Source organism: Aporhodopirellula aestuarii (assembly GCF_023701485.1).
GTDB classification, from domain to species: Bacteria; Planctomycetota; Planctomycetia; order Pirellulales; family Pirellulaceae; genus Rhodopirellula; species Rhodopirellula aestuarii.
The window spans coordinates 27,820-42,526 of sequence record NZ_JAMQBK010000041.1; the positions used below are offsets into that span (position 1 = coordinate 27,820).

At 56.4% G+C, this 14,707-nt stretch carries 9 protein-coding genes; 1 reads left to right on the forward strand and 8 read right to left on the reverse strand.

The window, feature by feature from the left end; all coding sequences use genetic code 11:
• Nucleotides 1-82 precede the first annotated feature (82 nt).
• The 6 genes from NB063_RS16105 to NB063_RS16130 all read right to left on the reverse strand — a co-directional run bounded on the left by NB063_RS16105 (nt 83) and on the right by NB063_RS16130 (nt 9,799).
• Nucleotides 83-265, reverse strand: coding sequence for a hypothetical protein (locus NB063_RS16105; RefSeq protein WP_250929767.1), 183 nt, complete (start codon nt 263-265; stop codon nt 83-85).
• A gap of 217 nt (nt 266-482) precedes the next feature.
• A complete protein-coding gene (locus tag NB063_RS16110) occupies nt 483-1,706 on the reverse strand; it encodes a DUF1559 domain-containing protein (RefSeq protein ID WP_250929768.1) in 1,224 nt (407 codons plus the stop codon).
• 788 nt (nt 1,707-2,494) lie between these two features.
• Nucleotides 2,495-4,228 (reverse strand): hypothetical protein, encoded by a 1,734-nt coding sequence (locus NB063_RS16115; RefSeq protein ID WP_250929769.1) that lies wholly within the window; start codon nt 4,226-4,228, stop codon nt 2,495-2,497.
• Nucleotides 4,229-4,338: 110 nt separating this feature from the next.
• On the reverse strand, nt 4,339-6,561 hold the full coding sequence (locus tag NB063_RS16120; RefSeq protein ID WP_250929770.1) for a hypothetical protein: 2,223 nt from the start codon (nt 6,559-6,561) through the stop codon (nt 4,339-4,341).
• Between the two features lie 431 nt (nt 6,562-6,992).
• Nucleotides 6,993-8,768: a flavin monoamine oxidase family protein gene (locus NB063_RS16125; protein WP_250929771.1), complete on the reverse strand. Its 1,776-nt coding sequence runs from the start codon at nt 8,766-8,768 to the stop codon at nt 6,993-6,995.
• Nucleotides 8,765-9,799: a calcium/sodium antiporter gene (locus NB063_RS16130; RefSeq protein ID WP_250929772.1), complete on the reverse strand. Its 1,035-nt coding sequence runs from the start codon at nt 9,797-9,799 to the stop codon at nt 8,765-8,767. Before NB063_RS16130 ends, NB063_RS16125 begins: the two co-directional genes overlap by 4 nt.
• A 1,100-nt stretch (nt 9,800-10,899) precedes the next feature.
• Here NB063_RS16130 and NB063_RS16135 point away from each other — a divergent pair.
• Nucleotides 10,900-12,648 carry a hypothetical protein gene (locus NB063_RS16135; protein WP_250929773.1) on the forward strand — a complete coding sequence of 583 codons (1,749 nt, stop codon included), beginning with the start codon at nt 10,900-10,902 and terminating at the stop codon, nt 12,646-12,648.
• Nucleotides 12,649-12,777: 129 nt separating this feature from the next.
• On the opposite strand, the gene NB063_RS16140 is transcribed toward NB063_RS16135, so the two are convergent.
• Together NB063_RS16140 and NB063_RS16145 are read right to left on the reverse strand one after the other, a co-directional pair.
• Nucleotides 12,778-13,215 carry a TFIIB-type zinc ribbon-containing protein gene (locus NB063_RS16140; RefSeq protein WP_250929774.1) on the reverse strand — a complete coding sequence of 146 codons (438 nt, stop codon included), beginning with the start codon at nt 13,213-13,215 and terminating at the stop codon, nt 12,778-12,780.
• 388 nt (nt 13,216-13,603) lie between these two features.
• Complete coding sequence (locus NB063_RS16145) at nt 13,604-14,527, reverse strand: hypothetical protein (RefSeq protein ID WP_250929775.1); 924 nt, start codon at nt 14,525-14,527, stop codon at nt 13,604-13,606.
• Between the last annotated feature and the right edge of the window lie 180 nt (nt 14,528-14,707).

Below are 14,707 nucleotides of genomic sequence, written 5' to 3' on the forward strand. Positions count from 1 at the left end.
TCCCGTTTACACTCCGATCCCGCGTTTTTCACGCGTGATCTGCTGCCAACAGAGCATCATGGCAACGATGCTGCGAATCACGCTACGGTGATTGCGGACGATCGGTCGACGATGCTCTGGCTTCCTGCTGAGCTTCAAGCTCGGCGCGAATCTCGGCCAATTTGGCTTCATCGGCACCTTCGAGCATGTTCTCCGGAGCGGGATCGCCACAACCGGTAGCAAGACACAAACAGGACATTAAAAAGAACAACTTAATCAACTTCATGGGACTTACGATTAACAGAAGAAGGTCATTGGAAATTTGTGAGATTTCGAAGCGATGCAATCGAGAAACATCCGCGTCACCGCTTCGACAAAAGAAAGCCAGGCTGCTTTCTACGCTAAGACAACAGCCTGGCCAAAACACTTGCGTTAGGACGCGTCACAAAGGGTCAGAAACCAATTCACTATCGCGTTGGCGACTGACCCTCTACGGGGCTCGCCTAAAACTCTTGGTCAATCGTTTCCTTGGCAGCACGGCTTCCCAGAGCACCCCATAATCCGTAAGAACTCTTGTCACCAGGACGATAGTTATTATCCGGTGCTCGGCTTCGTGAGTCGCCTGCTTCGATGGAGTCGGTGATGAACTTAACCGCACCGTCTGACATCAAGACATGTACCCCGCCTTGGTGGCGGCTCGATGGCGGTGCAACCGTCAACCAGAAGTCGTGCGAGAAGCCGCACAGTTCACGGTTGGGTGGCAGGATGGTGTTCATGACGGTGTAAGGGGTCAACTGGTCAAACCAGTGGTAACCACGACCGTTGGTCGAAGTTGAGACGGTGGTAGCCGACGCCCAGAATTGCGGACGTTGTGCGTCGATCAAACCGGCTGTATCAGCACAGATCGAAGGATTCGAGATATTCTGACCACCCCAAAACTTTGAGGACGTTTGAGAAATGGTTCGCTTGTCTTTGTCGCCCAAGTCCGTTGCGATTTCACCCATCGCGATGGTGTTCGACAGACCATCAAGGATGTCACGAAAACGCGTCGAGTAGTGATTGATGAAGACCCCACGTGCTGAACTCCGGATCTCTTCAGCTTCGCTGCTGGTGAGCTTGTCCAAGTGGCGACCGTTGGGCAGTGGACGGTATCCACGATACATGTAGTTGCCTGAATCGCCGAAGCAGACGGCATAGTTCGTACGGCCTGCAGCTGGGAGTCCTTTACCTGGATCGCTCGGGCAGCGGAAACCTGGGACTTCGGTAACCCATGGCACGTAGCCACCGTTGTTGACCCAGTAATTGGGGCTTGGGCCCATGGCTGGCCACGGATCAGTCGTTGGACGTGTGGTACCGTCTGCGTTCTGAATGCTTGGGTTGGCGAGTTGCTCCCAAATTGCTTGCTGCTCGATGAACGGAAGCAGGCCACCCAAAGCGGACAACTTGCCCATCGTGGCGTCTTGTGATTGGCTCCACCAGTCTCCGCCGGTCCCGTAGGCGGCATGGTCATCGGTACCGCTACCGTGACGTGGAAGCTGATTGTAAGCACTGTGATAGTTGTGAAGGGCCAAGCCGATTTGCTTGAAGTTGTTACTGCAACTCATGCGGCGGGCGGCCTCACGTGCAGCTTGAACGGCGGGAAGAAGCAACCCCACCAACACACCGATGATCGCGATGACCACTAACAGCTCTACGAGCGTAAAGCCGCGACGAATCGAACGTTTCATTTTACGAATCCTAAAATTAAGAAGAGCGACGAGTTTCAGAGACATATCAATTAGCCCAGCCGTGTGGGCATCCACCGATAACTTGTAAGCTCAATCTTAAAGCCACCTGAACAGATTGGCAAGTGTTAACAATCTGCAATATCGAAATTTTTACGCTTTTATAGCGATCAACTTCACACTAAGACGCTTCAGGGGCTCAAAATTCGCATAAACGAGAACACACCCCGCCCACAAGAGGGGCCTCACGGCAGCCGCAGACAACCGATTTCGTCTGGGAACCCGCCCAAAAGACGCGGATTTCTAGCCGCTTCATGCGGGAATCGCTCAGCAAACGCGGCCGATTCCCACCCAAACCCCCGCACTCGACGCATCTTTGCAGGGTTGGGTGTGATCACGCATGTCGCCAGGACCTTCGGCGAATCGCTGCTTTGTGTCGCGGTGCTCTGGAGGGGACGTCGATTGTTTTAGTGCTTTTTTTAGCGGAACGGCGCAGGCGGGCTGTTGTTTTAGGCGTTTCGCAAAAATGAGTGAGCCGACAGCGCTAGCTGCGGGCCTCCAATGCGCGCGTCGTAGCCGTTAGGCCCGCGGCTAGCGCCGTCGGCTCACAAAAACAACAGCCCGCAGGCCGTCCGGTCCCGAGTTACCGGACGGCTCGCGCTGTTCCGCTACTTTTGAAATCCTGCAGTAATTAAATCGATGTCCCGACCAGAGGACGCAAACAGCCAATAAACGTCAACGCTGCCACTTCAAAACCACGCTTCGCATGGTGAGCTTGCATCAACGCCGGTCTATTTCAGTGCAAGCGTGCTCAGCTCATCCGCTACAAAGACGCGTCGATCGTACTCGGCAATCGCTCGCAACGCTCGCATCGTCAGCGTGAGTTCATAGGGACTGAACGTGCTCAAGTTTGCGCGCTGACGCTGGCTGGCCAAACCGTTGTTAACACGAATCACAGCACGCACCAACTCAGGACTTTGCAACTGGTCTGGTGAAAGCGACATCGTTAGCCAGAGCAGGATGTTTCCGGTGCAATACAGCGACTCTTGTTCGGGGGTTCCGCGGAGTTGATGGGTGAGACTGGTGGGATCCACCGAACCGCCTCGATACCCAAAGTACAATGGTCCCCATGAACCATCACGTCCCTGCAACTGGAGCGCATGATCATGAAACCGTGCGATATATCGTTCGACTTGAAGATGCCGTCCCGTTCGCGGCACATCATGCTTCCTCGCCCAGACGACGTAACGGGTTAGCCCCATTAAACGATCGACCGCAGCCCTATCAGTCACGGCGACCTTTCGGCTGAGTTCTTCACCAGCGATTCGGTCCAACGACCATTCTTCACCTGCGGCGTTGGTCCAACTGGCATCGGCGCCGAGATAAGTCGACAAACCGATCAAGGTCAGCGAAAGATCCGCTCCCGTGCGAACGCTTGTCTGTTCCCATTCCACCAAATCGGCAACCGTACCGACAGCTTCACCGATCCGAATTTCGTTTTCGGTACTGACCGCCGACAACGCCAACGCAGCTAACAATTCCCCACGCTTCGACTGGTAACCGTGTCCGATTCTCGGCATCACGTTTCCATCGTTTGCGACGAGAAGCGTCTTTCCCGCACAGGGATAGTTCCAACACAACGCTCCAATCGCGTTGACTCGTTGACGGCTACGTGAGTTCACCAACAATTCAGCCTTGCTGCCGAACGCCATGCACGCGTCGATGACGCCCCCGGGCGGAATCACTTGCGTGCTGAGTGGTTGTTCATAGACCGCATAGGTCGCGCGGATCGCATTTCGCAGGTCCAGCATCTCTCGACTCCACTGCTTCTCAGGCACAGCCTCTCCTTGCACATCCACTGTGGCCGCCTCCCTCTCGGGTGCGTCGGCGATGTCAGCAATGGAGTCGTCGTCGATTTCAGCAAGTTCGCTGTCGTCGCCGTTCTCATATGTCTCAGCTTCGTTTGCCTGACCTTCCTCAGCGGACTCGTCGCTGATGGGCTCCATGCTCGCGGGCTCGTCATTTGCTGCTAGGTCGGTATCCGGCCCCTCTAACGTCAAGGTGTCAACGCCCTCGTCGCCGAAGTCTTCTTCGTCCGGGAGCATTTTCATCGACAGTTGATCGATGGATAGCTCGCTCACATCGAAGTCATCGGTCGGGTCCGAATCAATGACCGGGGCGTTAAACGAAAGGGTCTCCGCCGAAGCTTCGTCCTCAACGACTTCCTCTGCACCCTGATCATCTCCCGACTGGGGTTCGTCAGCGATTTCCTCTTGCGTGGTAACTTCTTCAACTCCCTCATCGTCCGCCACGTCCGACTCAGCATCGGTGGTCACGTCCACCTCGACCAGCGGTGGAACGCTCGGAGCGGCGATCGGTTTGGGTAGCGGCCGCACCACGACTAAAGGCTGGATCGTTTTTCCGATCGGTGGCACCGGCGGCTTGGGTTTATCCTCCTCGTCGTTTTCACCGAGGATGGCACCAAAGAAACCGGTGCGCGGACTCGCCACGGTGGTTTCAGCCATCAGCACGAATCCAAGCAGACACACAAACAGTCGCGACAACATTGAAACCATCCACGGGCGTAGCATGATTAAAGAATCCTTTCTCGATAACATCTGTCGGCTCGTGATGGCTAGCGTCGTGACGAACGGCTTGGTTGACTGTTCGTTGTCGCCGTACGGCTTGGTGTGCGGGTCTTCGTCGTCGTTGCAGTCTTGGGCGGTGCCACTGGACTGAAACGATCGATGAGGAAACCACCGCTACTGCCGCGTTGACTCACACTGTTGTTCCGCACCCGACTTCCGTAGCCATCGGTTCCGCCGTGATCGATTAGGAAACTGAAGTTGCCGCCACAATGAGGCGTCTCGTGATAACTGATCGAACTCGACGCGTAGCCTTGGCTGTAGTTGCGGTACCGATCGTCGCCGCCGTAATCGAACAAGATGCCTAGCCCCGCTTGTGATCCGTTGCCTTGCGTCGTTTTACCATTGGAACGGTATTGATCGTTCCCGCCGAAGTCGCCTAGCAAACCGATCGATGCGTCCCAGGCATGGCCGATGCCCATGATCGTTCCGTTGTAGGTATCGTCACCCTCGTCGTCGAAACAGAAGCCGGCGGCGTAGTGACATCCGAACCCCATCCCGAATCGCTGGAACGAAGGTTCGCCACGGGGTCCACCGGTGAAACTCTTGACGGTCGCCCCGAGTCGTTGATCGTTACCGCCAAAGTCGCGTGCGAAACCGAGTCCGAGCCAATACCCGCCGCCGTGCGACAGATAATCGAATTCATAGACATCATCCCCGTCACCTTCGAGCATCACCCCGATCCCGCCACTGGCGACCGACCTCAATCCCGCACCGACACCCTGGCCCCAGCCTTCGTAGCCCGGTGTCGGGTTGTCTTCGTCATCGGCATAGGAGCAGATGAAATACCCGCCGGTGTAGTAGTGATCATTGCCTCGCAAGTCCGCAAGCATTCCGAATCCGAGCGGACATCCCATCCCCTGTGTCCACATCGCACCATGATACTGATCGTCTCCGTCACGATCGACGAGCAATCCGATCCCCGCGAACGCTTGGCCTTGAACACGACGAAAACCGGTGTAGCGATCGTTCCCCGCATGATCAATCAGGATCCCGGCGCCGCCGATGCAGGATGCCTGAGCCATGTCTTTCCCGTGGTAACGGTCGTCACCAGCGAAGTCGACCAGCATCGCGATGCCCAGAATCGCGCCGCCCTGGATGCCCGGTTTACTGCCGACGTATTGGTCGTTGCCGTCGAGGTCGAGCGTGATCAACACGGGTCGGTCCAGCGATACGGTGCCTTCACGATAAACGTCGTTGCCGCCGAGATCGATGACGACCTGAACATCAGACATGGCATCGAGGTCATACATATTGGGACCACGACCACCAACCACGATGGTGCCCGCTGGGGTGACCAGTTTCTGCAGCACGGTACCGGACACGCCAGGAACACGAACGTTCCCCTGCTCCGGTATTTGTTTTAATCGTTCTCCGAACGCCGGTTCAGAGAGCACCACCATCGTCTCGGCGGCGTCATGGATCGCGCCCCGATCGATCTTTTCGAGCATGTCACAGATGCGTCGTCCGGCACCGCGGTTGGCGAGCGTGTAACCGACATCGTTCTGCGACACGAGCAACGGATAGATGTTGCGATCGAGGTTGCTAAGTTCCGCGGCCGTGAGCGGCGCGAGCGCCTCGGCGTGACTCCGCTGGACACGCTCGAGCACTTCGCTCACAAAAGCGAGCGGGTCATCGGATGCAGCTTGTGGTTTGACGGGAAGACTCTTCTTCACCGAAACGTCCATTTTCGAACGCGCGATCGCCAGCGTTCGATCAAGGCCACCGGCCGGCATCCTTACCGACTCGTATAGATAACGTGTAAACGCCTCTGACTCGGCGGGTGCATTGAGCGGGTTGCGAAGCAAGTAGTCGAACCAAGACAGCCGGCAATTCCCCGTGACTTCATTAACGTGCCGCGTACCGGTCGAAAGGTTGAGTTGGTAACCGGTGTAGTTTTGGAATTGAACAAAGTTGCGATCGAGGTTCCGCTGACGCAGCCCCGAGGTAATCTCGTTCGTCAAAACCGCCATCAACTCAGGACCGCTGGCCGGCGGCATTGAGGCGGTGGCAGTTGCTGAAACCGACGCGGGAGTTTCACTCGGTGCAACAGCGTTTCCCGTTGTGGTGCGTTGTCTTTGCGGCATCGATTGAGCGTTGACGTAACCGCCACCGTTGACGATCAAGCCACAACTCAACACCAGCGCGTAGTACGGAACTACGAACAGGGAGCGTTCCGATCGCCTGTGATCAACCCGAAATCGGCGTCTCATCCTTGACCTTTTCAATTCTCTTCCTGAAGTTTGCACGTCGTTTCGAGATGCTTCCGTGATGATTCTCGGCGTTCACCTGGAGACTCATGAGTGACACTTTTGAAGTGCACAGATATATCGCCGGGTGTGACTGTCGAGCACGGTAAGTGGCCGAACTGTCACGTGTTTTGCAGCACTTTTTCGCGTCACCACCTCGCGACTAGGCTTGTTCATATTGAGCAGTTTCGAAGCCGTCGCGAGAGCCTTCCGCCAAAAGCCTCCCACCCTCAAACACGAGAGATGCGTGTGAGTCACATCGTGATCGCTCCGTGCCGCCAGCCGCTCAATATCAACTTCGGCATCCCAGCGGTTGGCCTCAAGATGACTCGCGACAGAGAGAACTCCTTTCCAACCCACCGGAGTCCCCCTAGTTTGCCAAGACCACGCTGGTGTTACGGGTTAACGTCGTCCGACCTTTCGGGCGAAATCGCCCCTCGCCCTTCGTCGCTAATTCCGGCGACCTCCATCGCGGCACGTCGACCATGAGCGAACGCTTCTTCGAACAACGCCATGCCACTGAGATCGGTGCAAGCGAAATGCACGTTGCCGATCGGTTTCGCCGCTGCTCCACGGGCAGAATGAAAGATAGTGCCGACCCGCGGCTGAGGCATCGCGTGTCCCCAAACCATCACGTCGAGCCGTGTGATCAGGCCGCGGATGTCGGGGTGGGCCAGCTCCAAATCGGCGATGACGGTCTCGGCGGCTTCCGCCCAACCGAGCTTTAATAGTTTTGCACGGATTTCCGCAGGAAGGTCGTCGGGCAAGGCCTGATACCACGTCAACACCGTCGGCCCATGATCGCGGCCGGTTTGATGCAACGAATTGACATAGCCGAGCGACCCCGACGACATGATCACGTTGTCCCAACTCATCGGGAATCCCGTCTCCGCCGGCCGATCGCTCACATGCACGTTGGCGACCAACCACGATCCATACGAGAAAACGTCCGTGTTCGGCCCGCTCTCCATCGCTCGCCGTTCGATTAACTCCGGAGCCAATATTCTTTTCGCGATGAATTGTGGGACCGCAACGATCACGTGATCGGCTTGAATGGTCGTACTTGCATCGGTTTTGGAATCGATCACGTCGAGCAACAATCCCGTGTGATCCGCCGTCGGACCGGCCAGCGAGATCCGCATCACCGCATTGCCGAGACGCAGACGTTCGCCCAACGGTTTACAAAGCTGATCGACCAAGAAACCGTTGCCCTCCGGCCATGTCATCACGGGCTGCGATTCCCCGCTGGCGTCGGCGATGCGGGCGACAAAGTAAAACAGCCCTGCCCAAGCACTCGTTTGATCGGCTCGCAATCCATAATCATCGCGGCACGCATATTCGATCAACCACCTCAGCGGTTGCGAGTCAAATTTATTCTGCCGCAGCCAATCCGCCATCGAGATCTGATCCAGTTCCCGTGCCGATGCGTCGGATGAACTTTCACCGCTCGGGATGGCAAACAATCTCCGACCGTCGCTCCCACGCAAGCTCGCTAGACGCGTCATCTCCGAGCGGAACCGATCGAGAGCCTGGAGGTCGGCTTGCGTCGCAACCGCCGCGGGATACAGCCCTTCGTACCACTGCCCGGACGCGAAAACGCGTTCTTCGGGATCGCGACAGAGGTCACCTTCGGAAGCGACAAACGAATCGCCGCCGGTCGGTTCGAGCACGCCACATTCGACCAGAAACTCGACGAGCGGCCGATTCTCGGGCAACGGAACCGGTAAATAATGGGCCCCCCAAGGAAAACGATGGCCTTCGTACTCACCGCTCCGCGAGGTTCCACCGGGAAACGTTTCCAACTCAAGAACGATGAAGTCATTGATGCCTCGTTGGATCAGGTGCCGCGCGGCCGAGAGTCCCGCGACGCCGCCACCAACGATCACACACCGACAATGCTCTGACGGTGTGCCTGGAGTCGCACGCGTGGCGGGTGATTCTCGTAGCCGATGACCGAGCGAATGATTCGGCGACAACAAATCGCCGAGAGGCGGCAGCGGCTTCGAAAACATCCGATCGAGTTGATCGCACCCGACGCCCGATGCGACGAAAGCAGCCAGAGCAGCGGGACCGAAAATCATTTCGATCAATTCTCGCCGGGAGTGTCGCAGTCGTTCTCGTCTTGGAGCACCGTCGCTTTGCAACGGAGATTCGCGACCGAGATCACTCATCCCGCCGCACCGCCGGATAGCAGTGACCCGCTCGAGATCAGTGCGCCGTTGACGATCAACAGGTAAACGACATAACCGCAATACAACAGCACCATCATGATGCCTTCGGTTCGTGAAACGGTTCGGTGCGAACGGAGGAACACCCAACTGAGCACCGCGGCGCCAATCATGATCGGGATGTCAACGAATTCGATCGATTGCAGCACATTGATACCGACCGGAGAAACGACCGCCGACACGCCGAGCACCGCAAGGATATTCAGGATCGTGCTTCCGACGGCATTCCCGATCGCAATCCCACGTTCCCCCTTGAGCGTCGCGGCGACGGACGTCACGAGCTCAGGCAGCGAAGTGCCGACCGAGACAATCGTCAGCCCAATCACGGCTTCGGACAAACCGAATCGACGGGCAAACGTGACCGATCCATCAACGAACCAATCACAACCAAGAATCAAAGCCCCGATGCCGACCGTCAAAACCAAAAGCTGCAACAACACGGCTCCGAGCTTGCGGGCCAACGACGGTGCCTCCAACGGCACGCCGGCGACTTCATCCACAAACTCCTCGATCTCGTCCGGTGCCTGTCTCTTTCCCAACTGGAACGAGATCGCAAAGTAAGCCACCATTCCCACCAACAACAAAATCCCATCCAAGCGGCTGATGTTACCGTTGTAACCCACCGCCCCCATCGCGATACAAGAAGCGATCATCACGGGCACGTCGAAGGACGTGATCTGCCTATCGACGATCAGCGCCGACACGATCGCACTCATCCCCACGATCATCAGCATGTTGAACAGGTTGCTGCCGACGACATTGCCGATAGTGATGTCGGCCTTTCCCTGCATCGCTGTCGCCACACTGACAGCCATTTCCGGTGCGCTGGTTCCCAGCGACACGACAGTGAGGCCGACAAACAGCGGGCTGAGTTTCGCCAAAATGGCGAGACGGGAGGCACCGCGAACGACCCACTCGCCGCCAAAGAGCAACAACAAAGAACCAGCGAGGAGTTGTCCGATGGCAAAAAGCATGAGTGCGGGCAGCGAAGTGTGAGGGCGGAGGGAGAAACGGCAGGCAGGCCACCACCGAACTGGAAAGGCGTTCGGAGGCAGCGGAGTCCGAAAAACGCTCGACGAATGCGGACAAGAGCGTATCAGAGCGGCATCGGGTCGTCACCGTGGCTGTGGTTTGGCCCCTTTTGGTCGGGTTTTGATCCGCATTTTCTTCGCGTCTCTCACGATCCGTCTGTCACCCTCGGCCCGGTCGAAGAACCTCGGGGGCGCCGCAGCCGCCTCGCTTTTGCCACGTGCGCATGAAAAAACCCACTTACTGAGACCAAGGTAACCATCTCAGCAAGTGGGCAAAGCTCGCGTTGTGCTCATTTACTGAGACAAGCTCAAAAAGTGAGTGTGATCGCGAGTGGGGTGGCCGACCCAAGCGTCAGCCCGCCGACTTTCGTCAAGGGTTTCCACCCCGTTGGCTAGTACAGCAATAATCCACTTGATCACCTCCTTTAGAAAACATTGTTTGACGCGACACTCATCCAGGTGCCAACCAGAACGGATGAGGCTACGTGCTAAAGTTTTGTCGCGACGCGTATCGCGACCCGGTGACGACATTATCGTCAACGGTCAAGACGATTGCAAGACAGATCGGGTTCGCACGTGAAGCCCAGTCAGGGACAGATTATTCTGATTATTCCGTTGACGGTCGTCGGCCCCGTCGGTTCACACCCAACGGGTCCGCTCGCGAACACTCTCACCGAGGCGGTCTGCGATGGCCTGGTAAACAAGGCCGTGTTGCCAAAATGCAACACCTGTGGCGATGAGTCTGCGGGCAAGGCGATTTAGCGAAAATGTCCCGTCGAGGGTCGTGCAAAAGTGGTGTTTTTCCAAGGTTTTTTCCACAATTGTCTTAAGTCTTGCCTAGGCTTGTACAGCGTGGACATTTTCGTTCTCAGCACAACGATTTTCTTCCCACTCACGGCCTTCGGGGATTTCCCTCCGCTTCGTCGTGAGCTAATAATCGTGCGGGCGGCTTAGTTGCCGCCTGCCGGGGAAAAGATTGACCTGCCAGTCCGATTGTTACTGTCCACGATGGTTCAACAAGGAACACCATGAAACTGACTGTCATGAATACCACGCGAAAAAATTTGCTCGGTTCCATCTTCGCCCATTCCACACTCGCGGCTGTCGCCATCTCGTTCGGATTGGCTGACGCGCAAACCGGTTCCGCCCAAGACGCGTGCTGCTTCCAACCGGCCTATCGCCTCGAATGCGAAACGGTGATGCAGCCCGAGATCGTCGAACGCATGCGCGTGACCTATGAGACCCAAATGGTCGAAGAAGAGGTCACCTCCTACCGTCCCGTACTCCGGACGCGAACCGAAGAACGCACTTACAAAGTCGCCAAACCGGTCACCGAAACAAGCTACCGCGAAGAACGCTACACGATCTATCGCCCGGTAACTGAAACCTCCTATCGCGACGAAACCGTTACGCAAACTCGGTACGTCAACGAGACCGCTGAACGGGAAGAAAAGGTCACTACCTACCGACCCGTGACCGAAACGCAGGTCTACCAACAACAGTACACGGTGCAGCGTCCGGTTACCGAAACGCAAATGTACCAGCAACAGTACACGGTCCAACGTCCGGTCACCGAAACACAGTACCAGTCGCAAACCGTGACGTCGTACCGCCCCGTAACGACGATGCAACAACAGACCATCGACGCCGGCGGGTACGTCCCACAAACGACGGTCACCCCCGGCGCGGTTCAAAATGCCTTGGTTTGGAATCCGAACGCCTACTACGTGCCCGGACCGTTGGGCATCCTCGCCTACCGCCGTGGAGCACCCGCGATCGCTCAAACCGTGACCCCACCGGTCGCCCAAACTCAAATGGTTTACCGACCGAACTACATCAACCAACAGGTCGCTCAAACCTCGTACGTGCCCGAAACGCACCAAGTCCAACGCCCGGTGCAGGTCACGCGGATGCAATCAGAAGTCATCACGCAAAACGTGCCCGTTCAGGTGCAACGGATGCAATCGGAAGTGGTCACTCAAAACGTGCCCGTCCAACGCACCCGCATGGTTCCCGAAACCACCGTTCGCAAAATCCCTTACACGGTACAGCGTCCGGTCACCGAAACATTGACCCGCAAAGTCCCCGTGGAACAAACACGCTGGGTCTCCGAAGAACGCGTTCGCAAGGTTCCCGTGCAATCCACACGCGTGATTTATGAAACACGCAAAGAACCCGTCACGGTCAAATACTACGAACAAGAAGAAGTCCGTCGCAAAGTTTTGCGTCCGGTTACCGTGCCGAAATACGAACCGTACACGGTCCAGCGAATGGTTCCGCGACAAGTCGTGCAGCGTCTGCCATTGTCGTACGTTGACCCATTCAGCCCCGCGATCGGCACGGGCTACTCGTCATTCTCACCAATCATCGAGTCGACGTCCTACCCGACAACCGAGTACCCAAGCTCCTCATCGATCGTGACCCAGCCGAGCGATTCGGTTAGCAGCAATCGACAAAGCATTGATGACGGTGAATCGGTTCTCAAGCCGCCTGCCCAAAACGATGAATACGAACCCCAATCGCGATTGGGCGGGATTGAGATTGATGCCCCCGAAAGAGAGTCAAGCGACAGCCCGAACTCGTCGAACGGTGGCACGAGCGAACTCGAAGAATTGTTCGATGGAAACGGCAGCCCACAAACGCTGCCCGATCCGCGTGACGGATACCCCGTTGAGACACCGGAACTCGATGACAAACAAACTCGCTGGAATTCCCGTTCGTCTTCGAACGCGAGCTACCGCCAAATCGGCCACCGGGTTCAGTGGAACCCGATGTTCGCACGCGAGATCTGATTCAATCACAGAGTTCAACGACCGATCCGTGTGATCGTTGATGCGATCGCACAACCATCCACAAACAAAGGCCGCCCGTTTGGATTTCAAGCGGGCGGCTTTTTTTGTTTCGCGTGAAGACTCGTTGCCTTACTCGCGGTGAAATAAACTCGCAAAGAAGCTGTGCCGCAGATTCAAACCTTTCTCTTCCTGCTCCTGCAACGCCGCCTCTTCAAAGAACTGTTCGAGGGCCGCGAGTTCGCCTTTGTCGAGCCAAACGCCCGCGCAGTCGACGCAGCGGTCGATCATGATCTGAGAGCAATAAACGTACTCTCCCGCTTCAAGTCGTCCGCCGCATTTCGGACAAGTGATTTCGGGGCGAGTCTCTTGGCGGGCAAACTCGTACGCCCGCGCGATGATGTCGATACGTCGCAGGTAAGTCTTGTGATCACGCTCGGCCAATTGCTGCAACGCTTGCAACTCACCGGCGTCGAGCCAAACTCCGCCACACGACGGACATTGATCGACGACGATCTCGCCCTCGTACTTCGTACTGACTAACGTTGATCCATCGCGTGGGCACTGCATGATTCAGCTCCATGATAAAAAACGGTTGCTTACGGCATACCTGAGCATACCCCCACGCCAAGCGCCCCGAAAGTATCCATGCCGCTCGACGAACGAATTACGATCGATGCGCAGAGACACCAAGCAATGCATCCGACATGCGCCAATATGTCGCAACACTGAAGACGAACGTGGCCAAATGGGCACACCGGAATTGTCAGTACGCAGCCATCTGACACCATGCCGAGTTCTGCATCGTCTGCACGAATCACCGGCAGATCAGTTGACTCAGAGCCGACGTTGTCGAACCAAGGCCTTCTTCGTGACCCGAGGCCCTGAATACCTGCTCCGCTCGTACCTCGCTGCACGCGTTCAATGCTTTCAGCGTTCACTGTGGAATGTTGATCAACTAATCCGTAAGCGATGAGGATGTAGGTTCATACGGATTCGTTGAACCGCGAGGTTTCATCGCACTATCCTTCTGCGGTATCGCGATCGGGGGTTGCGTTATCAATCGATGATACGAAAACGAGTTACGACGCAGCAATCCAAAAAAGGATAGCAGCGTGAAAACTTGGATGGGAAGTGGCCCAAACGCTTTCCCAATAAAATAAGGATAGGACAATCGCCCCAAGAACCCGGGCGCAATCGTCACGTTCGCGATCAGCAAAACGAAAAGGCCGGCCGAGAGTAAAAGCATTCTTGTTGGCATGCGTTGGTGCTGCGACAAAGCAAACGCATGGCAAGCGAACAGGATGCCCAAGATGGTTAAAATCGGTCCGAGAACACGGAATAGCGATGGGCTGGAGTAGTCGCCTGCCGAAAAGGCGGCCATCCAAACCAGTAGTATCGCCATCGCGACAACGAAACAAACAGCCGTCACGTACTCCCAAAAGCCGAGCTTTACCGAATTTGCTTCAACAGTCGTTTCAGCGTCCAATTGGATGCCAAGCTTGAGCACGAACCGAGAAGCAATGGCAGCGTAGATCGAGATGCATGCGTAGCCCAATGTCGCGATGATTTGGCCAGCGGAGATCAGATGAAATCCGCTGCTACCAGCGAAACATTGAGAAAACAGCAGTATTGCGCCAACTGCGATCCCAGTCATTCGTTGTGCGGCTGTTTGCGGTACCCAATGAACCAACACCATGCCAAGCAGCGGAAACCCCAACGCCACCGCGTTCAAATTTCGAGCGTATCGAGAGAAGTCGTGCAACACCACGTCATGCAGAGCGTTCGTAGGCGAGTGCGGAACGAGGGCCAGGAATGTGGCGGCATATAAAACGCCGCCAAGCAAAAGATATGGGAGTACCAGAGTAGCTGTGCATCGCATCGTGTTTCTTCTGTCGGATGGCAACTCATTACGATCTAAGCAGGTGCATAGAAGTGATCCGGTATAACGACAATTCCGCTGATCGTGATGGGGTCGGCGTAGGCCGGACCAAGGAGCCTAAGCGACGCAGTTCCGGCACGACTGAGCAAATGAATGCCGGAACTCGTAAAGCCTCGGTCC

What these genes read in the sequence shown, in the direction of transcription:
- NB063_RS16125 (WP_250929771.1), bottom strand. Translation starts at nt 8,768, where the DNA reads ATGAGTGATCTCGGTCGCGAATCTCCGTTGCAAAGCGACGGTGCTCCA.
- NB063_RS16130 (WP_250929772.1), bottom strand. Translation starts at nt 9,799, where the DNA reads ATGCTTTTTGCCATCGGACAACTCCTCGCTGGTTCTTTGTTGTTGCTC.
- NB063_RS16110 (WP_250929768.1), bottom strand. Translation starts at nt 1,706, where the DNA reads ATGAAACGTTCGATTCGTCGCGGCTTTACGCTCGTAGAGCTGTTAGTG.
- NB063_RS16140 (WP_250929774.1), bottom strand. Translation starts at nt 13,215, where the DNA reads ATGCAGTGCCCACGCGATGGATCAACGTTAGTCAGTACGAAGTACGAG.
- NB063_RS16145 (WP_250929775.1), bottom strand. Translation starts at nt 14,527, where the DNA reads ATGCGATGCACAGCTACTCTGGTACTCCCATATCTTTTGCTTGGCGGC.
- NB063_RS16115 (WP_250929769.1), bottom strand. Translation starts at nt 4,228, where the DNA reads ATGGCTGAAACCACCGTGGCGAGTCCGCGCACCGGTTTCTTTGGTGCC.
- NB063_RS16120 (WP_250929770.1), bottom strand. Translation starts at nt 6,561, where the DNA reads ATGAGACGCCGATTTCGGGTTGATCACAGGCGATCGGAACGCTCCCTG.
- NB063_RS16135 (WP_250929773.1), top strand. Translation starts at nt 10,900, where the DNA reads ATGAATACCACGCGAAAAAATTTGCTCGGTTCCATCTTCGCCCATTCC.
- NB063_RS16105 (WP_250929767.1), bottom strand. Translation starts at nt 265, where the DNA reads ATGAAGTTGATTAAGTTGTTCTTTTTAATGTCCTGTTTGTGTCTTGCT.